Origin of the sequence: Grimontia sp. NTOU-MAR1 (genome assembly GCF_035758505.1) — a bacterium.
Lineage (GTDB): Bacteria > Pseudomonadota > Gammaproteobacteria > Enterobacterales > Vibrionaceae > Enterovibrio > Enterovibrio marinus.
This window is the reverse complement of record NZ_CP142109.1, coordinates 1,053,691-1,079,119: the sequence shown is the minus strand read 5'-3', so window position 1 is coordinate 1,079,119 and position 25,429 is coordinate 1,053,691. Positions and strand designations below refer to the sequence as shown.

21 protein-coding genes are annotated in these 25,429 nt (G+C 51.5%); 1 reads left to right on the top strand and 20 read right to left on the bottom strand.

What is annotated here, in order from left to right; genetic code table 11:
• Positions 1-163 precede the first annotated feature (163 nt).
• Complete coding sequence (locus tag VP504_RS22785; protein WP_325894336.1) at positions 164-1,072, top strand: LysR family transcriptional regulator; 909 nt, start codon at positions 164-166, stop codon at positions 1,070-1,072.
• A gap of 30 nt (positions 1,073-1,102) precedes the next feature.
• On the opposite strand, the gene VP504_RS22780 is transcribed toward VP504_RS22785, so the two are convergent.
• The 20 genes from VP504_RS22780 to VP504_RS22685 all read right to left on the bottom strand — a co-directional run bounded on the left by VP504_RS22780 (position 1,103) and on the right by VP504_RS22685 (position 25,305).
• A complete protein-coding gene (locus VP504_RS22780) occupies positions 1,103-1,660 on the bottom strand; it encodes a hypothetical protein (RefSeq protein ID WP_325894335.1) in 558 nt (185 codons plus the stop codon).
• Entirely contained in the window at positions 1,660-2,178 is a 519-nt protein-coding gene (locus VP504_RS22775) for an RNA polymerase sigma factor (RefSeq protein WP_062663915.1), read from the bottom strand. Before VP504_RS22775 ends, VP504_RS22780 begins: the two co-directional genes overlap by 1 nt.
• Positions 2,179-2,243: 65 nt before the next feature.
• Positions 2,244-3,137: a DoxX family protein gene (locus tag VP504_RS22770; RefSeq protein ID WP_325894334.1), complete on the bottom strand. Its 894-nt coding sequence runs from the start codon at positions 3,135-3,137 to the stop codon at positions 2,244-2,246.
• A 135-nt stretch (positions 3,138-3,272) separates the two neighbouring features.
• Positions 3,273-5,423 carry a DUF4157 domain-containing protein gene (locus tag VP504_RS22765; RefSeq protein ID WP_325894333.1) on the bottom strand — a complete coding sequence of 717 codons (2,151 nt, stop codon included), beginning with the start codon at positions 5,421-5,423 and terminating at the stop codon, positions 3,273-3,275.
• A gap of 14 nt (positions 5,424-5,437) precedes the next feature.
• Positions 5,438-5,848, bottom strand: coding sequence for a hypothetical protein (locus VP504_RS22760; protein ID WP_325894332.1), 411 nt, complete (start codon positions 5,846-5,848; stop codon positions 5,438-5,440).
• A 15-nt stretch (positions 5,849-5,863) separates the two neighbouring features.
• A complete protein-coding gene (locus tag VP504_RS22755) occupies positions 5,864-9,199 on the bottom strand; it encodes a DUF6519 domain-containing protein (protein WP_325894331.1) in 3,336 nt (1,111 codons plus the stop codon).
• A 10-nt stretch (positions 9,200-9,209) separates the two neighbouring features.
• Positions 9,210-11,294 (bottom strand): hypothetical protein, encoded by a 2,085-nt coding sequence (locus tag VP504_RS22750; protein ID WP_325894330.1) that lies wholly within the window; start codon positions 11,292-11,294, stop codon positions 9,210-9,212.
• Complete coding sequence (locus VP504_RS22745; protein ID WP_325894329.1) at positions 11,291-13,972, bottom strand: hypothetical protein; 2,682 nt, start codon at positions 13,970-13,972, stop codon at positions 11,291-11,293. Before VP504_RS22745 ends, VP504_RS22750 begins: the two co-directional genes overlap by 4 nt.
• A 1-nt stretch (position 13,973) precedes the next feature.
• Positions 13,974-16,493: a baseplate J/gp47 family protein gene (locus VP504_RS22740; protein ID WP_325894328.1), complete on the bottom strand. Its 2,520-nt coding sequence runs from the start codon at positions 16,491-16,493 to the stop codon at positions 13,974-13,976.
• Positions 16,490-16,855: a GPW/gp25 family protein gene (locus VP504_RS22735; protein ID WP_325894327.1), complete on the bottom strand. Its 366-nt coding sequence runs from the start codon at positions 16,853-16,855 to the stop codon at positions 16,490-16,492. The genes VP504_RS22740 and VP504_RS22735 overlap by 4 nt, the downstream gene beginning before the upstream one ends.
• Before the next feature lie 14 nt (positions 16,856-16,869).
• Positions 16,870-17,193 (bottom strand): hypothetical protein, encoded by a 324-nt coding sequence (locus VP504_RS22730; RefSeq protein WP_325894326.1) that lies wholly within the window; start codon positions 17,191-17,193, stop codon positions 16,870-16,872.
• 13 nt (positions 17,194-17,206) lie between these two features.
• Complete coding sequence (locus VP504_RS22725) at positions 17,207-17,722, bottom strand: phage baseplate assembly protein V (RefSeq protein ID WP_325894325.1); 516 nt, start codon at positions 17,720-17,722, stop codon at positions 17,207-17,209.
• Positions 17,719-18,846 carry a hypothetical protein gene (locus tag VP504_RS22720; protein ID WP_325894324.1) on the bottom strand — a complete coding sequence of 376 codons (1,128 nt, stop codon included), beginning with the start codon at positions 18,844-18,846 and terminating at the stop codon, positions 17,719-17,721. Before VP504_RS22720 ends, VP504_RS22725 begins: the two co-directional genes overlap by 4 nt.
• On the bottom strand, positions 18,846-19,190 hold the full coding sequence (locus VP504_RS22715) for a LysM domain-containing protein (protein ID WP_325894323.1): 345 nt from the start codon (positions 19,188-19,190) through the stop codon (positions 18,846-18,848). Before VP504_RS22715 ends, VP504_RS22720 begins: the two co-directional genes overlap by 1 nt.
• Positions 19,191-19,205: 15 nt before the next feature.
• Positions 19,206-19,829 (bottom strand): CIS tube protein, encoded by a 624-nt coding sequence (locus VP504_RS22710; protein ID WP_325894322.1) that lies wholly within the window; start codon positions 19,827-19,829, stop codon positions 19,206-19,208.
• Complete coding sequence (locus tag VP504_RS22705; protein ID WP_325894321.1) at positions 19,830-20,039, bottom strand: hypothetical protein; 210 nt, start codon at positions 20,037-20,039, stop codon at positions 19,830-19,832. It lies immediately after the preceding gene.
• 8 nt (positions 20,040-20,047) lie between these two features.
• A complete protein-coding gene (locus VP504_RS22700; protein ID WP_325894320.1) occupies positions 20,048-21,649 on the bottom strand; it encodes an eCIS core domain-containing protein in 1,602 nt (533 codons plus the stop codon).
• Positions 21,642-23,651 (bottom strand): ATP-binding protein, encoded by a 2,010-nt coding sequence (locus VP504_RS22695; RefSeq protein WP_325894319.1) that lies wholly within the window; start codon positions 23,649-23,651, stop codon positions 21,642-21,644. Before VP504_RS22695 ends, VP504_RS22700 begins: the two co-directional genes overlap by 8 nt.
• On the bottom strand, positions 23,651-24,958 hold the full coding sequence (locus VP504_RS22690; protein ID WP_325894318.1) for a DUF4255 domain-containing protein: 1,308 nt from the start codon (positions 24,956-24,958) through the stop codon (positions 23,651-23,653). The genes VP504_RS22695 and VP504_RS22690 overlap by 1 nt, the downstream gene beginning before the upstream one ends.
• Entirely contained in the window at positions 24,955-25,305 is a 351-nt protein-coding gene (locus tag VP504_RS22685) for a hypothetical protein (protein ID WP_325894317.1), read from the bottom strand. The genes VP504_RS22690 and VP504_RS22685 overlap by 4 nt, the downstream gene beginning before the upstream one ends.
• Between the last annotated feature and the right edge of the window lie 124 nt (positions 25,306-25,429).

Here is a 25,429-nt window from a genome sequence, read left to right as displayed (position 1 = left end):
AAAAACTTTTCCCACTTATCCACAAATTGAATGGTGAATAGGCTGTTTTCTTATCTTTAAGCCTACGAAAAGGGTGCGTTCTGTTAGTTTTATTAAATAAAAGCAATGAATATCACAAACGGAACTGGCACCAAGCCACGAAGTATTTGGCTCGGAGGGAGTATTGGACTTTAAGTTATTAGAAGATTTTGTCTGTCTGGCAAATTCCAGCAGTTTTACTTCTGCCGCGAGGGAACGTTTTGTTACCCAACCTGCATTCAGCCGTCGAATCAAAGCGCTAGAACAGTGGATAGGTACAGACCTGGTTAACAGGGACTCGCCACAACTTGAACTGACAGAACAAGGTAAGGCATTTGTCATTGAAGCCGAGGAAATCCTTAATCACCTTCACCTCGCCAGAGAGTCAGCCCGTGCGCTGAAGAAAACCAAAGGTAATGAGATTTCAGTGGCAGCACAGAATTCTATTGTCCAAACCGTCTTCATGTCATGGATGCATGAAATCGAAAAAGAAGTTGGCCCCGTTTACGTCAAACTTTCTTCCGATCGTTTAGCAGATTGCGTCGAAATGTTCAGAAATGGCTCGGTGGATTACCTCCTCTGCTACACACATAACGAGCTGGGCAACGCCATAGATGACAATCGTTTTCAAAGCACAGTCATCGGAAAAGAAACCTTGGTACCCGTCGCTTTGGCTACAGACAAAAAAGCCATATTCAGCCTTCCCGGTGAAGCAAGCGATCCCATTCCATTGGTCGCTTACACTCATCAATCCTTATTTGGAAAAGCCATTGACCAGTTATTAGAAAAAGAAGGTTGTTATCTCAGCAGGCGTTACGAAAATCCTTTCGCCCACACGCTTAAATCTATGGTGTTGGGCGGCTATGGCTTGGCCTGGCTCCCCCATTCATTCGTGAAGGATGAGCTGATGCGCGGAGAGCTTGCACTGGCAGGCGATGAGAAATGGAATATCCCATTTGAAGTGAGGCTATTTTACAGAGAGTCGGATGATTCGTTGTCGAAAGCGATTCATACCATTTCTGAAGGAATGACGGAGATGGCTAATATTAAATAGTTGAGGAAGCTACTGCCTTTTTACCACTCTTTATTTTGCCAACCCCAATAACAGCCCTTTTTCTTTCCAGAGCTTCACTTCCACACCATCAACCACAATGGAGTCCAACTCTTTATCTGACGCTAGCATCTCGGGAAGTTTTGCTTGATATAGCGTATACACCTCACCGTTTTCTCTATTTTCGACTTTCAGTTGCGCCGCGATCTTCCCATCAATGCTGCAGTATCTACCGCCGATAATTCGCCATACATTTGCTGGCAATTGTTCTGAGGCTATCAGCGAAAAATCGAGTCTGTTCAGGTAGTGTTGAATATCATCAAAGACATCACTTTTCACTTCCATCTGCATCTGGCTGTTATGGTTGTAGGCAATTTCAGCGGCGATCCGCTGATAATCCTGACTCCATCCAGTAAAGATGATCAACGAAGTGCAAAGCAGCAGTGCCGCCGCTAGAGAAGACAGTAAACGAACATGTGTCTTGTTGGAGTTACCCAATTGCTGGAGCGCAGACAGTTGCGCCTCGGAAAGCTCTTTCTGTTCGAACTCTTTTCGCAACGCATCTTTAAACGTTTCCTTGTTTTTGTTCATCACAACACCTGCTCATTTAAGTGACCAAACTGCGCGACTAGCCGCTTTCTCATCCGTCTAATTCGCGATAACAAGGTTCCAATTGGCGTATCGGTCGATGAGGCAATTTCCTGCAAGGTCTTGCCTTCCACCGCCCACAGAAACAGTAATTCCCTTTCCTGTGGTGACAGTTCTTCGAGCACCAACTTCACGTTCTCTTTTTCAATTTGCAGCTCTTCCAACGAACGCATGGTCAGCGAATCGTTTTGAATTACGCTATCTAACTCATTAGCCTCAACCACTAACTCCAGATGCCTTCGTCGATATTGATCGATGAAAGCATTACGGATCGTGGTCATCAAATAGGCCTTTTTGCGCTTGCGGAGATTATTCAATCGCAACGCTTTTTCACAGCTGGATTGCACTAAGTCAAACGCCAGGCTCTCATCTTGGCAAAGTGAATATGCGTACCGATAAAGCTGATTGAGTAACTCCTCATCAAACGTCTCACTTTCCCTTTTCCTGAAAAAATTCCACATAGGTAAACAACCCACCTACTTCAACATACGTTGACTACAGGTGGGCTCACTCCTCAATCATTCTTTCAAGAAACTGGCTTATATACGCCAAGTACATGGTTGGAACGGTTGATTAGGTCAATCAAAGTGAAGCGCTCACCACCCCCTAACTTCATCAACACTAGACCTGCCGCGGCCAATGCAAATTCCCGCTTAACACCATTTAAGTTTGCGATAACACCTTTATCGACATTAAGTTTGGTGAACATAAACCAAATCATGATAGCCAAGACAACACCGCCAGCGATTTTGACAAATTGAGGACGGCCAAACACAAGTACGACGCCTACCAATGCAAGCAACAACTGACTGGTCGCAAAGGTCGGAATTTTTGCATAAGCGCCGAAGAAACCACCGACGATAAACGTTAAGCCAAGAGAGAACCGAAGCAGTAACCCCAATGAGTTCCAATCCGGCTGATCAACGGTGTAGCCACGTTTTTGATCAAAACTGTGCGCACCGGCACCCAGGTTAAACAGCACGAACATCAAGCCGGACAGGGTAATGTCACGGATTTGGACAAATATGGCGGGTGAAGTGTAAGTTTTCACACCCACTGAAGCCCCCGGCACTGTATCCACAGGCAACGAGAACACGAAAGTCCAAAGCAGCAGGCCATAGAAAAGCGCCAGTGGCCTCACCATCAGCCCCCCAACCAAAGCAATACCGGAAAAGAACTCGAACGCGGAGAGCGAAGTGAGAAAAAACCAAGGGGTAAGAATACCGTTGCTGAACAGATAGTCCTGAAACAGCTCATTGATGTAACCAGTGGTTCCCATGTAATTGGCAACCATTGCCGCTTGGTGAGTGCTTGAGAGCAATAGACTGAGCTTGGATAACCCACCGATGATAAATACGGTGCCTAGACCAAGACGTAATATCAATGCCGCCTTGTTGAAGAAGGTATTTTCTGAATTCATTTTGATTCTCTAGTTGAAGGTAAAAAGTCCTGTTTTCACTTCAATAACGAATCAGTGATTGAAATTATTGCCTCTTGGGAGAAATTTTTTTAGTCGCGGGAAGACTGGATACTGAAACACACGCCAAATCGGTTGTTACTCGCCTCTTTCCAGCCCCCAACCACTCATGTTGCGTGTCGCGATAATCTGGTACTCACCGATAGGTTCATTCGCAATGTTGGCAACCATAATAGCCATGATGGGTCGCATTGATTCGCCTTGTTCACTCAGCGGCAATTGCTCGGAGAGTTTTTCAAATCCTGGGCTGATTTCGCTTTGCGTGCGACGAATCGTAAACACAACACGACGATGACCGGTACGATCGGCGCTTGAAAGTACATCGACATACACATCAACAGTAGTATCGATTTGCTGCTGCGGAACAGGTTGGGCAGCTGGCGCTGCAGGTTCCATTCCACTTGGGTCTCCGGGCCTTCCCAGTGCTTCTTGTTCCTCTGGTGAGTAAGTTCCCATATGCACGAAAAAGCCCACCATACCTGACACAACAGCGGGCAAGGTACCTCCAGCCACCAACATAGACTCCTGAATTGCGGTACCTCGGATGACATTAGCCATACCCCCTTCTACCAAACGGAGTCCGGCACCACTTTGAATCATATGATCCATGATAGTGACTGGCACCAATCTGCTTGTTGCACCTGCCGGCATTAGTCGGCTTAAAGCGGTCGCTGACAGTTCTGAAGCTTCCAGCAATGCCCCTTGCAAAATGCCGCAACTGGTAGGATTCCCGCTCAACCAACGAACAATCGCAGGCGCACTGTTTTGCACTATGCCTGTCGCACGTTCAATATCGACCGCCGCTTCACCCGCCTCAATCACGACGTAGGCATTCACTCTTCGACCCATACTCTCAACAGCTTCTTGCCCTAGAGCACGCGGTGCTTCATGGAACAGAACACGCAATGGGCCACCATGAACACGAACAAGCTGGCCTGCGGCGTTTTTCGCGTACATGACAGCATGATTCAGGCCCCCCTCAGTCACCAATAGCATCGCCCCACGTTGTAACGCTTGCATCATTTCTGCCGATGCAGCAGATCTAGTGGCAAATACAGCGCCTCCTTCACGGACAAACCCTTCAGCGACCTCCCTTGCCATAGCCTCAGTCGCAATTTCTCCGCCTTCCCGAACCACTAACCGACTCCCTTGTCGGGTCACAGCGGTGCGAACCAATGCAGCGGGCGCACGGATTAATGCTCTTGCAGCCACACCTGCTGATCCCAATGTCGCCATATCAAGCATTAAAAATCCCACCCCAAGCACACGTTGAAAGTAGGATTCTGCTTCGCGAATTTGCTGAATAGACCCGTAAATCGGCACCAGAGCCCAAAGGCTTTGGGAAGCATCTTCTTCCCCTGCTGCGTGACGCCGACGGTTTTCTTCTGGACTGTCTGACACAGCCCAAGTCACCAGACCTGCCGCCAAGCCAATTCCCGCAAGAATTAACCAGGGAGCAACCTGATGGACGTCTTCATCAACAGCCTGACGAATATCATATCGATGGCCTGCTAACGCAGCTTTCGTTGCGCTTTCAGCCTCTCTTTCTGAGTGCCAATTTGGCTGACTCAATCGAGGTTGATGATGAGTGGATTGACTTCCCAACCTTCCTTGCACGGCGTGAGCCAGCTCATGCCCGAGAACATGCCTTCCCGCATGGCTATCCAGACTGATCCGGCTATCCATGACAATATGGTCGTTCAGCGTAAATGCGACGGTGTTTAGTGCCTGCAACGCGCTTTGCTCTCTTACTCCCTGATGCAACCTAACGGGAGATAAGTCGTACCCATACGCACTTTCAAAATGCACACGGGTTGCTTCAGGAATTGGGTTACCTGAAGATAAGGGCGCAGTATTAAAGCCAGCGGGAAATGACGGTTCCATTGCAGCTTCAGTTTTGGTCTCTTGGGCGGCTTCAAGAAGCGCTTGACCAAAGCCTCTCACGCTGGAAGCAACAGATGTCGGAACCTTAGCAGTGTGCTTGGGTGTTTTAGCATTGCTGAATTGCCTAACCACCCGAGCCATATTCATTGGTTTTGTTACATTACCACCTGGCAATACTCTTAACGAACTTCCAGTACATTCAGAACCGGCAAGCACGTTCTCGGTTGTTGTCTTTTTGTTTGGCGACAACAACTCACTTCCACGACGTGAGAGAATGTTTGCGCTTTTCGCATCTTGTTTGGGCGTACTACTCGGCGTCACTTTTTTCTGAGGGGCGAAAGACAAGGTCTTAACTCAAACTACTTCTTCGTCGGCCTTCTTTTCGGCGTAGTCGGTGAAACCTTTCTCTTCGTTGTTGCTTGTAGCACCGCATCGGTATTCACCTTGGGTGTTCTTGGTGTGCGAGGCTTGGGTTTTGGTTTCGGCTTTTCTTCGGTTTTGGGTTGTTCTGGCTCCGCGACCATTTTTTCGAACCGTTCTATCTCAACGAGCTGTTTTTTCTCCTGTGTTATCGCTTCGTCCATTTTTTTGTTGAATGCTGCACGTTGCTCTTCCAGTTCTTTGATACGACTTTCAACCTTTGCCTTTTTGGCCGCAGCGGCAGTGCGGGTTTTCACTACCGGATTCTTCACGTTATTCGGTTGACCTGCCTTTTCCATTTCGCTGATGAGCGAAAGGTGTTTTTTCAATACTGTGCTTGCCTTTGCCATGATTTCGCTCCTTGGTTATGCCTGAGTGTTGAAGCCAGACTCAGGCGCAGGGAATTCGGGGTGATTGATGATTGATCCGCGGACGACGTTGCCAATAAAAGGCCCTTCCATGCCGTTGAAATTGAACGAAGGAAGGAAGAAAGTGCCGGATTTGACGTGGTTGCCCATCACTGAGGCTTGACTGCCATTGAGGATGACCGTCGCGCCATTTGCAATGTTGTCGTCGTTGTTACCGACGTGTTCGATGAAGTTGTTGTTGAAAAGAACACGTTCGAAACGCATTCGGATGTTGTCGCTGAGGCTGCGGGTGAGGATTTCCACCAGGGTATCAGCACCACGGCCAAGGAATTTATTGTTGGCTACCTGACAGGCATAGCCGAGAAACACCACGCGTCTGTCGCCAAAAGGGAATGAAATTTCCATTAATCCTTGCATCAACAAGGCGCGGTCTTCCAAAACACGTTCCCGCGTCAGCAAATCAGAGTAGGAAACCAGATTGCTCTCCACTCGGGCTTCCAGCACAAACAAAGCGCCGATACCGACGGTCCTTTGTTGATTCACCATCTCGTCTCGCCCAACGCCAGTATTTAGCACTTCATTGGATTCAATGTGACACTCGCCGAGGTGGAACAGGCTCATGATGGAAGAAGCAAAAATATTTGCGCCTGATACACCCACGTAGTTGAGGCGGTTTCCAATAATGCCCGCTCGCGCGATACACAGAAGAACGACTATCCCGCCGCGGGTACAGTTGGCAATTTGATTGTTAGTGATATCGATGCGAACACAGCGCTCACAGAAAATCGCGGCACCATCATCACGGATTTGATTGCTGTTGATTTGAACGTCTTCACACTCACTGGCAAACACTGCCAATGTAACGGTCACCATGGTGTTGTTTTCGATACTGACCAAGGTACATTGCGTTGCCGATACTGCGAGTTCAGTGCCTCTGTCACTTGAAATGTCATTGTTGTCGATACGAAGCCCAACGACCTGCTCTGCAATCACACCACCACTACATCCGCTAATCCAGTTTTGCGCAGCGGTGATACCGCCAGTAAAGAGTTCACCGTCGTCACTGCCGATCATTATTGCGACTTGGGTTTCAACCTGTTCTTCGGTTTGGATGCGGTTGCGCTCAATCAAGGTGCCAACACCACGAACCATGATGCCAGTGCTCTCTTCCGCTAACAGAAGGATCTGATTTTCAGACACCGTGCCGTAAGCACAGTTAGATTCCACAGCAATCGCATCAAGCTCACCAGCCATTCGACTCAGTGTGATTCGATTTCCTTTGACTTCACTGTATGAAGCCGTTGAGAACGAAGCGCCAGCGGGTTGATTGTTGATCACCACCCCTTGAGCGAAACCGTCAATGTCGTTTTCAATAATCCTCGCCCTGCCCGAGATCCTGGTGACGGCAACACCAATCAAACCGGGCAATTGCTCCGCATTGAAACGGACAAGGTTGTTGTTGATAGTCAGATCTTCTCCGCCATCACCAATCCAGACACCGATCGGTGAACCTTCGAACTGACAGTGGCTGACTCTCACCCTCTGACAATCAAACAAACCGACTGCAGGGTTATCAATCGATTGAACACTCCCATCGAGCGTTTGTACTCGGCAATCTTCGACTAGACTGTCCTGAGCTGTTCTTATCGATATGATGCCTTCTGGTTTCTCCGTCGCGCTGCGGTTCATGATGGAGACGGTTGAGAGATGAATACCAGCGAGCACGCTTCCATCGTCCGAACGGACAGCAATAGCAGATTCACCGGAAAAGTTTCTGATTTGTGCGCCATGGCTTTCCCCATGCAGCGTCACGTTTGGATACCGGATTCGGAGTGCTCGACGAATGGTATGAACACCCACTTTCAGGCACACACAACCACCAAATTCTGGGGAGAGACTATCCAACGCGGCTTGAATATCTTCGCCCGGACGAACCACCACGGTACAGCAGCCAGCGGTGCCAATCGGGTCACGGCAATCCTGAAAAACCGGTTCAACAAACTCTCCTCCCAGTACATCCAGAACCGCCAGTCGGCAGTAGTGGTGATGAAAGGCCTGAGGAGGCGCTGATGTCAGCGTTTCTACCGAGCTGTCTGCATAGCGGGTAATGAAGCTCCAGTTGTCGCTGACATGGTATTCTCCGGCGCCACCTTCCAGCGAGATAGCCACTTCCACGCCATCTTCAAGCGCGATGAATGTGCCTTCTGGTGCTGGGATTAAGCCATCACTTCCTGGCGCATCGAGATTAACGATTTCATTACCGTCAGTATCCAAAACCACGCCAGATTGATCCCAGCGGCGCAGTATTGGATGAATAGACTGATTAGCGGCATTCGATGCGGGCATCAGCATAATTTCGCCAACACCTAAGGGGTTTGTGAGTACAACGGTATTGGTCGCATCATTCACAGAAAGGATTTGCACCATCGTGCCAGGGTTACCTTCCAGCACTCGCACATCATCCGTTACTTCAGCCCAATCTCCCGCGTTGAATCTGAGATAATCGTCTTTCGCCACCTGCTCTAACGTCAGGGTATTGCTTGCAGGTTGTGCGAGGATTCGTCCGGCAAACGCACCATTAACACGGGACCATTTCAGCAGTGGCACTTCATCTTCATTAGTGTCATGCACGGCCACCATGTAGGTGCGGTTTTCCAAACCTCGATAACCGCCTTCTGGTGGTAGTAAGCAAGGGTCATCGACCGCTGATGTTGGGTTGGCACGGGTAGAAAGACGAGCAGAAGAAGGCTCAGTAAACGCTTCCCATCCTTCAATATCTTCGTCATCGGTATTGCAGGTGACACCGTCATCCACGGCAAAGAGTTTTACCTGCCAAACGGTTTGTACCCGCGCGCTAGTATCTACGCCAATGGCCGGGTCAATAAGTTCTGGATCTTCAAGAAACGTGACCGGACGTTTCCAGACATCCAAAAAAGCCAAATAGCGACCATCTTCCAGTTCTAGCGGTTCCATGATGGGAAGATAAGGCTGGGCATCAAAAGGGACAGGTTCTGAGCTCCGCAACTCTTCCAATGGCAGATAGAAGTCGTGTTCCCCGTGACCGAAATTTTCCGCCATTAGGCCATCGACATAATAGCGGCCGGGGTGGATCAGCAATTCTCCACCCGAGATTTCAACCCGGAAACTGTCCGGCAGGTGAGCCGGATATCCGCTGAATCCGGCTAAATCGATGGTTTCTGCACGAAAGCGTCGATCCACAATCGCAGCGCCTTCATTGAGTGGCGCATCTGACACCACCCTTCCCTGCATTGACACCAGTTCGGAGTAGTTATGGCGTGGGTCAAACGTTTTTCCTGAAATATCTATAGCCATGAGTTCCTCCTCAGGTCACATAGATCAAGCCCGCATCAAGGCCGATGGGTAGAAATTCATTGAGACGAAACAGCAAAGCATCGTGCCGCTGCGGGTGATAGAGGTGGTGATAAACGCCCATTTCACTGCCACTGTCCGCGCCACGTCGAATTTCCTCAGGAGCAGAAAGCAACAATTGACCATAGGCAGGGTCGTTGTATCGGGTTGATGTAAACGCAGGCACAACGCGTGCGCGAACACCGCGAATAATATGGGTTCTCGCCGAGTCGGAAAGCGCAGGGTTTCTTGCTTCTGCTGCCTCCACTGCTTTTGATGCTGCAAACTGTGGCTGGCAACGATGCTGACGTGGCACTCGCGAATCTGGCGGAATAAAGGAAAATCTCGCACAGCCCGTCTGTCGTTGAAGTGCCCAGACTGGCGCTGTCCAATCGTCACCTTCCACTAACGCCGCTTCCAGAATACTGTTGGAAATCAGGGGGAATGAGCGGGCACCTATTTTGCCAATCACAGTGGCTTCACAAAGTGTCAGCACACCGCCATGACTGGCACCATCAAGCGAAGCGAAAGCGGTTCGCGAATTGGATGTGGCGTCCAGAATGCTGTCTTTTATCGTGACAGCAGCGCCTTCGACACTGCGAATTCCGCCGAGAACGGAACGTTCAATTTCAACAGTCACATTGGGAATTCCAACCACCAGCGAAGGCTGCTCTGGTGAAGTCGGCTCTCCGTTAATGTCCAGCGAAAGCCCCGGCACAAGCGTGACATTGCGCAGCACCAAACGGCGAAGTGCGTTGTCGCCAGTATCGGGGAGCAGCAAACGACCACCTGTCACTACCAATCCATCAAGGACGATCTCTGCTTCTTCACCGCCAATCAGCGTCATGTCATCGCCATCAAGATCAACAAAGGCGCGATGACCGTCAGCCGCACGCAGGGACAATGTTTGGTCGGCATTGACCGATACATTAAGCGCTTCGGTGAACACATGGGAAACACCGATTTCCGCTACGCCACCGTTTTGAATCAGATCCAGCGCAGGCTGAATGGCTTCGCCTTCACCAATCTCTTGGGATGGCGTATTGAAGACAATAAAGCCTTCACCGCGAGGGTAAGCCCCTCCACCAATATCGGCGGCTGCGCCATAGTGATAGTTCACTTCGACGGTATCCGGCACGGGTATCGAGGTCGGAAGTGATAGCCTGCCTAACTCAGGATCAACGGAAATACGGGCGACAGGTGAGTGCGCCCAGCCTGCGCCGTCATCACTCAAATTGCAGATTTGGAGTTGATCAGCCGTCTGCAAAATTCCGTCAATCACCACCGCAAAAGCATGAGGATAAAAAGTTGCCAAACGCGAACCTGCAATGCTTGTTCGTTTTAGCGCCACAGGCAGGTTCCCTTCTTCGGCGAGATGATTGATATTTGGCTCTGGGATTGGCTGATTGAACAACTGAGTATTGCACCCCAGCGGATTAAACAGGTAGCGCCGCGCATCCACCTGATAAGCAGGCACAATGGATTGACGATGATGAACGAGACGCCACATGAATACACCGACATTCCGGAAATGATGTTGCCCTTCACCCTGACTGATTCGCCCCACTGCGGTGCTATAGCTGGTAGAATCAAATGCTGTGCCAATGGATTCGCACTTGGCGCCGTTTCTCACATCCAAGGTGTAGTGATTGTTTGGACGAGGTGCTGCCAAATGCTCAGGTCTCGACAGCAAGCGGAAGAATTCCACCACTCTGGCCGGATAGCGTGTGGTATCTGTCGCCAGTTGCTCTAACGCCAAGGCAACACCGCGACGACGGGTGATGCGAATCTGATTGGCAGCAGATGCCCGTTGGCTGACACCAGGGATCTCCGGACCATACCGATAACCCACCAACTCGCCCAGATATGGTGCTGCCCACTCGTCACAGGTTTCTATGAACTGGTTATCGTAAAGCCCGTCGATATCATGCTTCACGATCGCTGCCTGCTCAGCCAATATTTCCACCAGCGCTTTGAGCGGGAAGCCCTGCTCTTCATCACGCCGACGGTAAACCTCGGGCAAGAGATTGTATAAGGATTCCGGTGACAAGCTACTCATAAGCTGGCCTCCATAAAATCAAGCGCTTCAGGGTGTAGGCTTAATATCGTGGCACCTACGACTTCCCCCGAGACTATTTCGGCAACGGGAGCGGCAATAGCGTCATGACGTGTCGGCGTGTTTCCGGTGTAGAGTCTGTCAACCACCACTGCATCTATGCCATCTACTTTGTGGAGCAAAGCAATCACTTCACTGGCAAAAACCGGTTGGCCGAAATCGCGAGCTTCAAAGGAAAACGAGTCCCGAAGCTGGCTTTCCGCACGGGAAATCACATCATCAGCAAGATAGTCTTCGTTGACTTTGATTTTGATGCCTAGGCGGAAAAACGTTTGCCTGAAACTGCGCAAGACAAAACGGGCAAATGGATCACCAGCCGCCACCAAGGCTTCCGTCAACGCCTCATGTAAATCGCCACCTTCAGGCACTTGAGCGCCTTCTTCTGCCGCCACGGTGACCACGACTTGAGGCCCACTGCTCAGATGGAGCCATTGCGATGTCGCCTTGGCAATGCCGCCATAAGCGCGGGAAAAATCGGCGTAGTCTGTCAGGGAAACCACACGTCCCAGGGTTCGACAGGAAAGCGGCGCACTGACGCGGATTTCATCGAAGCTTTCAGGGTCAGCCCCACCTTCCGCATCAAGTAAATTGTTTACGCCCTGCAAACCCAAGGGCTGGGACATGAGTAGATTAAGTTGCCCTGCTTTCACCCTGCCTTCCAGACCCAAGGTTTTACGGTAACTGGCCCGGATATTTTGTTGCCCTTTGCCCGGCATCGCCCCCTTCACGCCATCACCAAACGCCACATGGCTGTAGCCGTTTTCATCGATGCGTAACGTGTAAACACGATCGGTTGGTGAAGCATCGAGGAAGTGCGGCACTTGCTTCCAAAGGATCTTGTTAACGCGGATTTCCATCGTTGGTTTCACGCCTGTCGCCGTTGCTGCTGGCACAAAGGTTTGGGGCGTTTGTTTGGCATTGAAGGCAAGATGCGGCGTCGCACTGCCATCGCCCAGCACTTCTGCCACCGACTCACCTTGTGTTGCTTCGGCAACGTTAGCGTGGATGCGCAAGCTTTGTGGTAAATAGGCAACGCCAATCGGCGCGGAAAACGTTAGCGTAGAAGTGTTGTTCTGATGCGTAATAGATTGAACGATCTGTGTTGTCACTACAGGCTCTTCCCCGAACCCATCCGCTTGACCCTTCAGAATAACTTTTCGCCCTTCTTCTGCAGTAAACAGACTGTTCAGCTCCAACGAAATACTGTTTTCATCTATTGGCTCAGTGATAGGTGGTTCAGCAATATCAATCCATTCGCTGGCACCAAAACACGTGGTTCCACGGATGGATAGATCATCAAAGTGATCATCATTGTTTAGGGTTAAACGCGAGCTTTTACCCGTGACAGAAAAGAATGAAGCAGAGGTTTCGGCCGTGTCTGTCACGTTATAACGCGACCATTTATTACCGTCTTTCAGAACAACCGTGCTGCCTTTGCTGATTTCAGACACCGCACGTTCCAGATAAACACGATTGGCGTTTTCATCCATCACCTCCAGTTCGCCATCCGCCCACTGAGCATCTTCCAACCCGGCGTAAGGGCCAGAAACAACGTCCTCTACAATCACATCACTGCCACTTTTCTTGAAAACAGGCGATGTCCCCGTCAACGAATAGTGGAGCGTATCGAGTGGCGGCGCAGCGTGACCGAAAATCGCCGCTTTGGTACGGAATACCTGAACCTGCCTGACGCTTTTAGATTGCGCAGCCAACGCAGAAAAGAAGGCTTTTTCACTGGTTTTTTCTTCCATCAGCACGGTGCGAAGCTCTTTTCCGTTGATGGCTTTATCAACATATCCTCCCGCTTCGGCAGCAAATACTGTGGTGATGGTACCCGTCGCACCGGAATGTGTGGTGACTAGTGGCTCTTCACCGACTGGCGATATGTCCAACCAGGTAAGATCTTTCGCATCTGGGTCTGTGGCAATGTCTGCCAACACAGGCGTCACCGCGTTGATGGTGGCAAAGACCTGCTGCTCATCGTCGGAGACAAAAAACACGGCGTCGCCCGGTTTCAAATTGAGATTGGTCCCCGGCAATGGAATACGGGTCGTGGATGCGGTTAATGGATGAGGCGCAGTGAGCTTAGGGCGCATCGCATTCCAAGCTGCCCGCGCTTTCAGGTCTTCCAGCGTTTCGTAGATAACAGGCTTCTCGTCCTGCCCTGGCGTACTCTGCACTTTGGTGCCTGCTGGCACTGTGATTTCTTCCGGTATTCCTTCACCCGCAGCGATGGTGAAAGCCAGATCTGCTGTGGCTGCTGCGCCAGGATGAGGCGTATAGTCAATCAGCATCGCCATTTCATGCAACGATCCGGTTTCCATCGCGGTATTAACGTAGGCTTCGTTTAACCACATTTCGTTGTAGAAAGTCAGCACATCACAGCTGGCAGCCCAGGCATCAATGAGTGCCAACGAAAAATCGCCAGAATCGCGGGAAGTCAGCACACCCAAAGCGCCATGTTGGGCAGAAGAGAGTCTCGCGGTCATGCTGGCGTAAAAATCGTGATATTCGCCGCTTCGATAACCGATTCGGAATAAACCTTGGGTATTTTGTGGTGCTTTCGGTGTCAGCACCTCAATGCCGCTGCAAGCGCCACAATGGGATTCATGGTTTGCCATATCAACGCCCTCCATCCATATCGAGAAGGAACACGCCATTGCCCGGATGACTGATGTCGTTGTCGATCCGTGCGATTTCCGTGCGGCCGAATTCGAGCTTTCTGTCTACCAACCCACTGGTTCTTGGGTCCCCAAAACGGCGGAACCTTGTCACTTTGGCTGCTATCACTCCTTCTACATTCTGAGCGGCAGCCAACCAAGGTGAGAGATGAAGGGTTTCTCCAGCACGGAACCGATTTGGGTGTAATAAACCTAAAGCGCCATCAGGCAAACGGTTTGACGAGAAGAGTTTCAACAGGCGCTGGCGAACATGGGATTTTGACGCATTCGGCGCAACACAAACATGAAGCGTTACTTCAAGGGGAACATAAACCGGTGACGACACTTCCACATCATGGGCGGTGAGGCGGAATTTTTCGTAATGGTCACGAAGCGTGGTTCGCAATGTGTCAGACACTTCTACCCTATCTTCCGGATCGGGCAAGGCAAAGGTCGTCATCCAGCTGCCCGTATGGATGTAGGCACAACTGACGTCCTGAATACCGGCCACCCGTCGACCCAGCGTTTGATAGTCATCCCGCGTGACTGCCCGCTCTTGTGTTTTGAACAGGAAAGGCGCACGTTTTCTGATTTGCGCATTGGTTTCTGGGTCTCGCCCTCCTTCACCGGGCGTGATATTGCGCACTTCCGTTACTTCTGAAATAGGCAAAGCGAGATGATAGAGCTTGTCTGCGCCGATATGACCAGCAGAGCCGATTCCTACCCGATAGGTGGCTGCAAACTGGGTTTCAGGCAAAGGGCGACGACCGTAGACGTTGTCACCAAATCGTAATGAAACCACGCCATCCCGCTCGATTTCCGTCGTAAATACCAAGGACGAATCGTCTGCTGCGAGCATATCCCTGACGACATGATAAGGACGCACTTCCACGCCATCATCAGCATCAAGAGAGACACTGGCGAATGTTTCGCTGGGTGAAGGTGTTTTCAAAAGCTCCGTCGCGGGCGCGCCTTGCGTATAGCCAGGGGAAAACGTCAGTGGACGATTGGCGAGAGTCGGCTGGTATCTTGGGGTGATGGCTTCAGCCTGTTCCTGTTCGCAATTGGCTTCTGTACAGCTTGCTCCTTTCGCACTATCAACTTGCATGCCCTGCCCCGGCGCCCAACTCAGCGTTGGCAGTGGCACTTCTGGTAAGCGCTCGCCAGAGATCGTTTGACCGTGATCCACCAGCACCATATTGCCACGGGCAACGGTGACGGGTTCAAGAAATCGGCGTCCTTCCTCCATGGATGTTTCTGACGAGATACACATTGGGAAACGCAAGGCATCAGCGCCATGCCATACAATCTCTGTGATAGGCAATTCCGTTACCGGATCGAGGAGTGGTTCACCATCTGCATCAAATGCCTGCACTTGTGTCAGTAGAACCACCTGGCGTTGCGACAGTTGTCGGTCAGCCTGACTGCCACTTCGTGCCCCCATCACTTCTTCAAACGCCAGATACATGCCCGCTTCTAAATCAGGGAAGTGGCCATCTAAAGTGGCACTTACAGCGCCTTTTGGTAGGTAGCAACGTGCATCACTCCAGGTATAAAAAGTGATTTCGTTATGGAGGGAAAAAAGCGCAGGTACATCATGGCAGGTTTCATACACTGCACCACTTTGCGCCAGTAAGGCGTCGTCTCTCGCGAAGGTTCTGGGTTGCTCACTCAGTTGGGTGCACACCGCGCTGCCTCGGGGAATGACTAAGGTGGTGGGGGCAATAGGATGTACATCTGCCGACACGGCAAAGTGACAAAAACAGCGGGCATTACAGCCTTCATCCACGCTGTAATCCACCAGCCGTGTCATGCGTTTGAGCGAAATCCGAGAGCGTGCTTTATTGAGATAGGCTTCCGTTGTGGCGGCATCTTGTTGGTAAGCCAGTTGGTCCGCGGTATAGGCCAGCACTTCCACCAGCGCAGTAGAGAGGTCTGCGGGGTGTCCGGTCGCAGCGGCTGGCGCCGTCACTGAAAGCCTGTCGAGCATCATGCGGCGGAAGGAATAGAAATCTCTCGCCGTGTAATCTATCTCTGTATCAAGGGTTTCTGGTTCAGGGCAATCACAACTGCTTTGACAGTCGAATGGCGAAGGGCATTCGACTTTGAAAGAGAAGCCAACAGATGCCAGCGCAGGATCTATTTCTGGTGGTGGCAACGGATTTAATGCGCTGGTGACAATGTTGATGGTGTAAGGCGAGAAATCTCCAGGCTCGGCGACTTCAATCACCAATACATTGGTTTGTCCGTCCAGCCCCATCGTTACATTGACTATTTCAATGGCATTCGGCCCTTCAATGCGAATGTTATCGACGGTGTAAACAAACGCACCGGGATCATTGACCAAATACAGATGAAGAAACCGTTGGCGATCAGTTTCCAGCGCCGCTTCACGATCGATGACTTCAACGAAATCGATGCCATTCAAATCTGACTGGCGCACTGCCTCACGTCGGCGTAGGTCGCAGCAAAAATAGATCATGCTGACACCTCACGCTCAAACGTGGCCTGTTGTGACTCTCCGGTAGGAAGAACAATGTAGGCAACATTGATGAAAAGCGCGCCATTGTCGAAATAAACATCTACCTCAGAAAGATCGATATCGTCCTGCATCCAGGTTTGCAGCGAGGTCGCCACCAGACTCCGTGTATTCTCAATAACCGCTTCGCTGACACCCGCGAAAAGAAGGCGGTTCAGCCCGCACCCGAATATTGGCATCATCACTCGCTCGCCTGGCTCAGTGAAAAGCACCTGCTCGATACGATCGCGAATGACATCCAGCCGAGTCGTGGTCGCTGTCCGGCCCTGGGTATCAATGCGATAAGGAAAATCGGGATAAGCCATAAGGATTCACTCACTTAGGTCGCCAGTACACGCGGTTGAACCACGGATGGGAGCAAAGGCGTGCCAGTCGGTGCACAAACAGATTGTCCCGTTTGCAACGCGAAAGGCTGCCCCAATGACAACACGCGCACCGAACCCGACAGCCACTGCCCTATAACACAAGGACCATTGCCAGCGTTCGGCGGTGGCATGGCACAACCGGCGACGGCATAAGGTGAGGTTTGCAGCACAGTAGGTTGTCCCGACACCATCACCCTTGGATTAGGCACCGTGGGTGTCGCCTGCCCACCATGGGCGCAGGTGACTGTGGCACCAATATGAAGAATCGCTCCTGGCATTGCTGCATTCCTCTTAGGTGATGGTTAACGCGCCGTTATTGATATCCACGGTTGGTCCCACCATAGATATCTGCGCCCCTTTGCCGTTGTTGATGAAAATGCCCGCGTCAGTCACTGACAGCGTTGCCCCTGTTGCTGTTTGCAGCGTGATACCACCCATGCCCATTGGCCCGCCGATATCGCAAATCACGATGCCGTTCTTCGCCATGGTTTGCAGCGTGATGGCAGAAATGGGTGGCACCGCGGTTCTCGCCAACGTCGGCACATCCGAAGGCGAACCTGCAAAACATCCCGTCCAGATGGGGTAATCCACATTCCCTTGTTCAAACTCGATCCATACACCTGCACCAATAGGTGGGACCGAGAAAATCCCTGAGTTCAAACCCAAAACAGGCAGACAAGGCATACACCAGCTTCCGGGAACCATGCCTGACACGCTGGGAACCGTGGCGAGGATCCGCCCTTGCTGCATTGGGTCGACATTGTTGACCACGGTGCCGCGGAATTTACCGTAAAGAGGTGTTGTCATACGGACACCCTGTTAACGGTCGACAGCAAACCGTCCCTACTCAATTGAAAATCCTGCTTCAATTCGCCTTCCTTAAAGGTGGTGGTAACAGATTCCACATAGTGAATGCCATTGAACGCTGGGCTCGAACCTCGCACATACACCAAGCGCCTAGCCATCAACAAAGAACCGTAAGCCAGCACGTCCAACGAGCCTGTCATTTTCAACATACGAACCGCAGATTGGGCCGCTTTCGCCATGCCGATCATGGCCGCCTGAACCGGCGAGTATTTAGCGGTTTCATAGATGTTTTTGGTCTTTAAAGTGATGGGGCGAATCAAGCCCAGTGGCGGATTAAGTGGATTGAAATCTGGCACAGGAATCGTCAGTGGCATTTTGGTCTGAGGATTCTGAATAGTGATCAGCGGAATGTAAGCTTCCTGCGCGTCATATGAGCCAGACAGCGAGGTCACATTACGGTTGGCATCCAAGTCGTCATTGAGCGGTTTCTGCACTTTCCCGATACGAACATCCGGCCCCCAATACGCGACAGACACACCCACGGTATCCGTGGTTTCTGTATAGAACACATACCCCACGCGATCGGCCAACGATTGGATATAGGCGAGATCGGTTCCCTGCTGAGTAGGTATGCGGTCTGTCGGCACTGGCACATCAATCAACACAGAGGGGATAACTTTTGGGACCAGCCCAAGGAACGCATACTTCGCCAGTACCAAGTTGATTCGGGCAAAATCGGGCATGGCAGGAAAGCGCATAAAGCTGAAATCGAGATAGCTGAGCACATGCGTCAAATCACTTCCGGTCACCGTGACCCGAGATACACCCGGAGCGCTGGTAGGGCTGACATTGTGTTGGGTGATCACACCGTCCATCAACACACTCTGCTTGCCGTGCATTTCTACCGTAATCACGGTGCGCACCAACGGGATGGGATTGTTGCTGGCAAGCATAAAGATAGTGTGCAGCGGCGAATTATTGTCGATCTCAAACACCAACTGAAAACCAGAAGACCCCTCGGTTTTGGATTGCACTTCACAGGAAACAAAGGCGTTAATAACCGCTTTTGAAACCGGAACCGGCGCAACAGGGCCAATGTAAAGGCTCATGACAACATCAGACATCAGCCCTCCCCATCGCCCGAAGAAAGGGCGATTTTCCGTCCCGGTGTCGCCAACAAATCACCGGGATGAGCTTCCAGGTTGGCGTCGGCAATGTGCCACCAACGCGATGGCTCAGCGTAATACGCTGCCCCCAGCAAATCCAACCTGTCTCCTTCTCTGACCAAAAGCATGGGTGCGTTACCTTCCGCCGCAGGCTCTGGAACAAATCGGCGACTGACAAAGACTCTCTCGATGCCATTGCTGTCCATCATCACTTTTAAAGGCGCACCCGCATAACGACTGTTTGGCGCAAAGTCTGCGGTTTCGTCGGTGTTACTGAGAAGGTACTGGGTAAGATCAGTCATGCTATTCGCCCCTAATCATCCATCTACTGCTGGTTTGATGACTTTCGCTGCTTGCTTCTCGATGCCATCAAGGTAATGCAGGAAGAGCGACGAAGCAGGATGGTCAAAGCCTAAATCATCGACCGACAACACTTGCAGTGAAAGGCTGGCTTTGGCGCGGATAGGATTTAACTGCGCGCTGAAAAACTCTTCTGCCACAGAAAGACTACCGACTTTAACAGGCATTCTTCGACGCAATCCCCAACTGAAAACAGGCAGAGGCTGGGTCATCGGAATAATAGTGAGCTTGCCTTGTCGCGCCAGCGTGTCATTGTCTAAAAGCTGGCGTTTGGTTGGTGAGATCAGGCTGCGAAGCGCAGCGATGTAATGCCCTATTCCGTATTTCACTGCATCCTCGTCACCCCGTGACATGGCATCTGTCGCATCGAGAATGGCATCAAACGTAATGGTTTCTTTTGGCGGGCCATTCAGACGAAGTTGCTCACTGCGGGTTTCAGAGGTCGATGGCGATTTCACCTCAAAATGGGTATTGAGTGAGTCTGGATTAATCAGCAAAGGAATGGCGCTCATTGGCTTCGCGCTTTGTGGATCCAACAGCACAATTCCGGCTTTGAAGTAGTTAGGTTGGGAAGACAGCATTTAGCGCGCCCTCCTGGCCGCAACAGTCCGGGCTAGGTGCCTTGCCGCTGAAACCGCCACTTGCTGCTGTGCCAGCCTTTGATGCTCTGATGAAACGGAGGTCATACCCGGCCAGTTTTCCCGGACGACGTCAGACATCACGCGATAAATTTCGCGATAGGAGGCGTTTTCAGCGATATCGATTAGATCGAACCTAATCGTGATTTTCATTCATCCTCCTACGGCACCGCGAGGTTGCCCGGAATGGTCCACCAAAGCGGTGGCGCTAATGATGGGATCATCCGAACACCGCGATAAATGAGATAACCAATGCCAACGGCAGCAGCCCCTGCAACGACAGGTTTAACGGCTGGACGCAAATCCGGCATTTCAGGAAGCTCTGGCATACGCCAAGGCTCTGAAGGCGGCTCCACAGGCTGTGGATTTGGCTGCGGGACAACCCTAGGCACAGTGCGAGGTAGCAACACTGGAACCGGAAACCGAACCCGGATTCGCACGCTGCGCGGGGCTCTTCTTCTGCGTGTGTTCCGGCAGCGATAGTAATAAACACCATTGGAAGCAGAACCGCCGATGGCAGGCCAAACATCAATATTCTGCAAAGGGTTCGCTAAGAAGGGCATGGTCGGAAAGGCGTAAGACCACATGGTCGTGGCAGGGCCAATGATCCGCTGGTAATTGGCTATATCCCGGTTCAACTGTGCTTCGGCATCACCCCGACGACTGTTTAACCAAGAAGCAGGCTTGATTTCCCCAACTTCATCAATATAAGGCCCTTGAGGCCATTGCTTGACCATATCAGGTCGCGTTGAACCGGGAATCTGAAAACCGGGGTGACCATTTCCCAAACAAGGTGTCGTGGGAGAAATCGCTTGGTGAAGTGCACCACAGAACCCGCCAATCTGACGGTGTGCAGCGACACCAATCTGACCCATTGTCATGGTCGGCACGTCACATCCCGCTACGGTTTCCCGCTGGATTACTGGAAGTCTTCCCCGTCGTGATACGCCATCCAACAACTTAGCTTGAGGAATGGGTGCCGAAGGCTGCGGTCGGTTATCGCCAAAAGATTCCACCGCAGATTCTGGGATGAGATAGAGCTTGCTCTCTGGAGTCTCCAGCGACTGCAAATCTGTAAACAGGCTTTCAACCTCGGACTGTTCCATCATCTCGCCGAGAAATTCAAGGTCGTGGGAAGGTGATTCCGAGCCCACGACTTCCGCAGATTCTGCCGCCCCCATCCTTTGTGGGAAACGTCCGATCGAGCCTTGCGGTGACGACACACTGAAGCGCTTACCCGCAGCGAATGCGTCACCGCCCCGATCAGCCTCCTGCTCGTAAGTGTCACCCGCGCCCTGAAGTTTCGAGAACGCAAGCCCGCGGCGCTGCTGCACCACATGCGTCAGCTCATGCCCGATCAAACGTAAGCCTTCCGGTGTATCAGGCCGATAGAATCCGCTACCGAAATAGACATCATTGCCTGCGGTAAATGCCTTTGCTTCGAGTTGTCGGGCATAGTTTTGCGCCGTACCACCAGTGTAGAAATTCACATCCGGCAGCGCAGTACCGAAGGTCTGTTCCGCACGCTCTCTTAAAGATTGCGGAATAGCACCATCAGGCTGAGTCGCACTCGTGCTGATAGCAGGCTTTTTCAATACAGGACTGTTCGCTGCTGCTTTCGCAGCGCAAGCAGAACAAGTGCCTCCTGTCGGTGCTGCATTTCCACAACCGCATTTTTTCTGAATCACAAAGCCTTTACGCGGGGTATTGGCCGCTTTCTCAGCATGAGATTTTTGCGGTGTCAGCGAAGAGAACTCAGCCATAATCTAAGTCCCCCGCTTTAATAGGACGTTCCAACTTTTGAAGCTCTGCCGCGGCGGCTTCCATCAGCCACCGCATAGACACCGATTCATTGTGTTGCGCCGCGAGAAACGCACCATTCAACGCAACATTGTGGATACTGCCGCCAGTAAGATTCAGCTTCGCAAGCCGAGCTGGGTTCACGTCCGCGGCCAACGGTGTTTGATGTGGGAAAACAGAACACCAGATCCGTTCTCTTTCCGCTGGTGCAGGGAAAGGAAAATCCACCACAAAACGCAGACGACGCATAAAGGCTTTGTCGATTTGGGATTTTAGATTGGTGGCGAGAATCGCCAATCCGTTGAACATTTCAATCCGTTGCAGCAAGTCATCGATGCCAATATTGGCGAATCTATCATTGCTGTTTTTCACCTCGCTTCGCTTGCCAAACAGTGCATCAGCTTCATCAAAGAAGAGGATGGCTCCACAGCGCTCAGCCGCCTGAAATAAGGCGCGCATTTGCTTCTCGCTTTCGCCGATGTATTTGCTAATCACACTGGCAAGGTCGATGCGGTAAAGATCGAGGTTCAGGGTATTAGCAATCACCTCTGCTGCCATGGTTTTCCCTGTCCCGCTTTCGCCGCTGAACATGGCGCTAATGCCCATGCCCCGGCTCATGCGTTCACGAAATCCCCAGGACTGATAAACACGACTACGAAGAGCAACTTGAGAAGCGAGCTGCTCCAACATCTTGGTTTGGGATTCCGGTAACACCAGATTCTCCCAACTGGCTTTGCACTCGATGCGTTGGGCGAGTTTTGAAAGCTCAGTAGACGCGCCACGTTGGCAGATTTGCCAGAGTGCTTTTTCAAATTCTGAGTCGCTATCTGAGCCACTTTGCGCAGCGGCCACTGAAGCGGAGCGGAAAATGTCTGGCTCGCTCATCGAAAACTGTTCGGCCAATCTTGCAGGGAGCTGTTTGTCTTCAACCGGAAGCAACTCTGACCAAATCGATTCCTGCTCTTGCACCGTGGGGCGTTTCACTTCAAGCGGAAAGCTTCTACTTGAAAGGGCTGCAGAAGCGCGACCTGTCTCAATCAACACCAATCCACGCAATCTCTCGACAAACTGCGCAGCCAGCTTTTGCTTTGGCGCATCGTCCGCTTCTTCGACCAATAGCAGCATGGGTAAAAGGCTCGCTTCCCGCAGCCAGAGCCTTGCCAATGCATCTAAATCGTTCGCGCGGGAAGGTAGATTAGCTGCATTAATGCGTTGCAAACCGATATTTAATTCGGTCGAAATAGAGACCGCCATTGTGCGCTTAGCGAAGGCATCATCACCAAAAAGCTCAAAAACCGTCGAGGTATTATTCATTTCGAAGCGCTGGCTTTGAGAAAGGTAATTTAATGCGGCATCCAACTGTTGGCGCTGGGATGGCATAAGAGAAGCAGCAGATTCTGAATTGGCAGGCTCAAGCATTACGGAAAGGCGTTCATCGATATAGCTAAGGCCTCGGGCAAAATTCACCACCCGCTCATCGGCACTCAATACTCCGTCGCCAGAACCTAACGGCTGCCATTCCACCAGCAACCAATAACGAAGTGGGGAATGCGGTGAAAAGCTGCTCCAGTCACATTCCGGAATCCGTGATACACAAAGCATCGCATTCGGAAATTGAGTTGAGTGGTTGCCGGAAAGTGTCGCGCAACGCTCTCCCACCAATGGTTCAAGGGCGGCGGCAATCACCAAGGCCAATACGCTCTGGTCGCTTTCGTTCAGTCCAAACTGATCGTTCAAGACATTGATTGAACTCGGGTTGCCCACTTTAGTTTCAGAACGAAATCGAGCATTTACGGATGAAACCGATTCCGACGATGTGGTGCTATCTTCGTCTGACAGCAATTTGAACGCCCAATCTACCAAGGCGGCTAAATGAGCGTTGTTCAACGCCTGCCAGCGCTCAAGAGATTGCAGCTCTTTGGCTTGTTGCTGCTCAGAAATAGAAAATTGGATGGACTCAGACATTACGGCACCACCACTACCTGAGTCGGATCGAAAATCGGTGCCCGAGGGGTAAAGTCAGGAGCAACAGGTGGTCTGTCACGAAGGATAAACCAGCTATCGACACCATCAACACGCAATCTGGCTGGGTAACTGCCTGCAGCCAGTGGCCCGAAGATAAAAACAAGGGTGTTTGTCGCCACTGCGACAGATTCCGCCGTCGCCCCTTCTGAACCGAGCCACATCATGGCTTGTTGTCCGGGATGAACATGCGGCGTAACGCTTAACGTGACAACCACAGTTTGACCATTTCGCACCACACTGGTGGGCGGCAAGGTCATCACTGGGGCGATTTGGGCGGAAAGTTGATTAGATTGTAATGGTTGACCACCAACGTCAGCAGTAAAGAAAAGTGAATAGATACCTGCTGCCCAATTGGCTGCAGCATTCGGCAGCGTCACTGACTGCGCGCGTGCTGTTCCGCCCGCCTCTGCATTGATTGTATGTTCCACCTCCTGTGAGATATGCGAGAGCGTAAATCGAGGATTCGCGCCATCCAGCGCAAACCCTTCGGTGTCCAGGGTATCTCCCAACCTTGCACTGGGCTGCAAGTCGGGAGGGATAATGCGCGCCAGTTGGGGAACTGACGGAACCAGACTTGGCTGGATATCGGGCCCTGTATTTCCGGGGCCAATGGTCAATACCGGAAGCGCTTCCCGCGTGCCCTGTTCAACTTGCATCAACACGGTTGATACGCGGTAAGTCGCGGAGGGACGATACTGACTTTGCAATGCGCTCCATAACGCGGATTTTTCCGACACGGGCATTGGGTGGGGCGCGATACGAATCGCCTCAGCCTGATCAGCCAAACCTGTGTCTGCCAGCGCTTGGAGAAGCGGTGGAAGGCCCGCAGCAATCGCGGGTGAAGGGTTTAGCGCAGTTTGAATTTCTGCGCGGGTAAACCCCTGATGTTCGTGAAGAATTTGCATGGCGTAGCCAAGCAATACATCGTTGTGCAAATCTGCGGTGCTATACGCACTCACGATGTAATACAAATCCAGCGGCAGCGGTGTGTTATTGATTCTATCGCCGTCGCTGTTTCGGGTTGGCAAACATTGGTTTGCCCAGGCAGCGTTGACTTCGGTGTGGTAGAGAAACACATTCAGCGCAGGTGCACTATCTTCTTCCTGCGCCAGCATTTGGTCGGGTGGAAGCGCGTGAACAGGCACATTGGTATTCACCACAGTTGCCACATCGTGATCGACCAAACCATCATTCAACAAATCACGAAGAAGTTGAGTGATACCTGCTATCGCCAGCGCGCTACTCATCGTTTGCCCTCCTGACGATCACGAAGGTAGTCGGACAGGCTCACCGGTGGCTTCCAGCTTGGCACTTTTTTCTCTTGAGCCTTGGGTGCTGGCAAGATGGAAACATGACCAATGGTCACAGACACTTCGAGACGGTCTTGAGGCCTCCCCTCATTTTCTGGAGAGAGCGCGGATTCAACGGGGCTCACAGAGGCCAAGCGCTCTGTATTGGGCGACACTTTTTCGTCTCCCAATATGGATGCGGCAACCTGTTTGGTGAAGTCACGGCGTTTCGCGGGTTGCTGACGGTTTTCAGGTACAACAGAGGAGGACTCCTGCTCTAAATCTCTCAAATCGGTGAGGGTCATAGCACTTACAGAATGTTGGCTTACATCGTTTGATCGTGCATTTGGTCTAGCGGAAAGCGTTGATTTGTTTTCCGCTTCTCTCTGCCATTCTTGGCTCGAAGACTCTGCATTATGGTCAGGAAAT

What these genes read in the sequence shown, in the direction of transcription:
- VP504_RS22755 (WP_325894331.1), bottom strand. Translation starts at nt 9,199, where the DNA reads ATGGCTATAGATATTTCAGGAAAAACGTTTGACCCACGCCATAACTAC.
- VP504_RS22780 (WP_325894335.1), bottom strand. Translation starts at nt 1,660, where the DNA reads ATGAACAAAAACAAGGAAACGTTTAAAGATGCGTTGCGAAAAGAGTTC.
- VP504_RS22695 (WP_325894319.1), bottom strand. Translation starts at nt 23,651, where the DNA reads ATGTCTGAGTCCATCCAATTTTCTATTTCTGAGCAGCAACAAGCCAAA.
- VP504_RS22710 (WP_325894322.1), bottom strand. Translation starts at nt 19,829, where the DNA reads ATGCTGTCTTCCCAACCTAACTACTTCAAAGCCGGAATTGTGCTGTTG.
- VP504_RS22740 (WP_325894328.1), bottom strand. Translation starts at nt 16,493, where the DNA reads ATGATCTATTTTTGCTGCGACCTACGCCGACGTGAGGCAGTGCGCCAG.
- VP504_RS22715 (WP_325894323.1), bottom strand. Translation starts at nt 19,190, where the DNA reads ATGACTGATCTTACCCAGTACCTTCTCAGTAACACCGACGAAACCGCA.
- VP504_RS22690 (WP_325894318.1), bottom strand. Translation starts at nt 24,958, where the DNA reads ATGAGTAGCGCGCTGGCGATAGCAGGTATCACTCAACTTCTTCGTGAT.
- VP504_RS22685 (WP_325894317.1), bottom strand. Translation starts at nt 25,305, where the DNA reads ATGACCCTCACCGATTTGAGAGATTTAGAGCAGGAGTCCTCCTCTGTT.
- VP504_RS22720 (WP_325894324.1), bottom strand. Translation starts at nt 18,846, where the DNA reads ATGTCTGATGTTGTCATGAGCCTTTACATTGGCCCTGTTGCGCCGGTT.
- VP504_RS22730 (WP_325894326.1), bottom strand. Translation starts at nt 17,193, where the DNA reads ATGCCAGGAGCGATTCTTCATATTGGTGCCACAGTCACCTGCGCCCAT.
- VP504_RS22705 (WP_325894321.1), bottom strand. Translation starts at nt 20,039, where the DNA reads ATGAAAATCACGATTAGGTTCGATCTAATCGATATCGCTGAAAACGCC.
- VP504_RS22750 (WP_325894330.1), bottom strand. Translation starts at nt 11,294, where the DNA reads ATGAGTAGCTTGTCACCGGAATCCTTATACAATCTCTTGCCCGAGGTT.
- VP504_RS22775 (WP_062663915.1), bottom strand. Translation starts at nt 2,178, where the DNA reads ATGTGGAATTTTTTCAGGAAAAGGGAAAGTGAGACGTTTGATGAGGAG.
- VP504_RS22745 (WP_325894329.1), bottom strand. Translation starts at nt 13,972, where the DNA reads ATGGCAAACCATGAATCCCATTGTGGCGCTTGCAGCGGCATTGAGGTG.
- VP504_RS22760 (WP_325894332.1), bottom strand. Translation starts at nt 5,848, where the DNA reads ATGGCAAAGGCAAGCACAGTATTGAAAAAACACCTTTCGCTCATCAGC.
- VP504_RS22770 (WP_325894334.1), bottom strand. Translation starts at nt 3,137, where the DNA reads ATGAATTCAGAAAATACCTTCTTCAACAAGGCGGCATTGATATTACGT.
- VP504_RS22725 (WP_325894325.1), bottom strand. Translation starts at nt 17,722, where the DNA reads ATGACAACACCTCTTTACGGTAAATTCCGCGGCACCGTGGTCAACAAT.
- VP504_RS22735 (WP_325894327.1), bottom strand. Translation starts at nt 16,855, where the DNA reads ATGGCTTATCCCGATTTTCCTTATCGCATTGATACCCAGGGCCGGACA.
- VP504_RS22700 (WP_325894320.1), bottom strand. Translation starts at nt 21,649, where the DNA reads ATGGCTGAGTTCTCTTCGCTGACACCGCAAAAATCTCATGCTGAGAAA.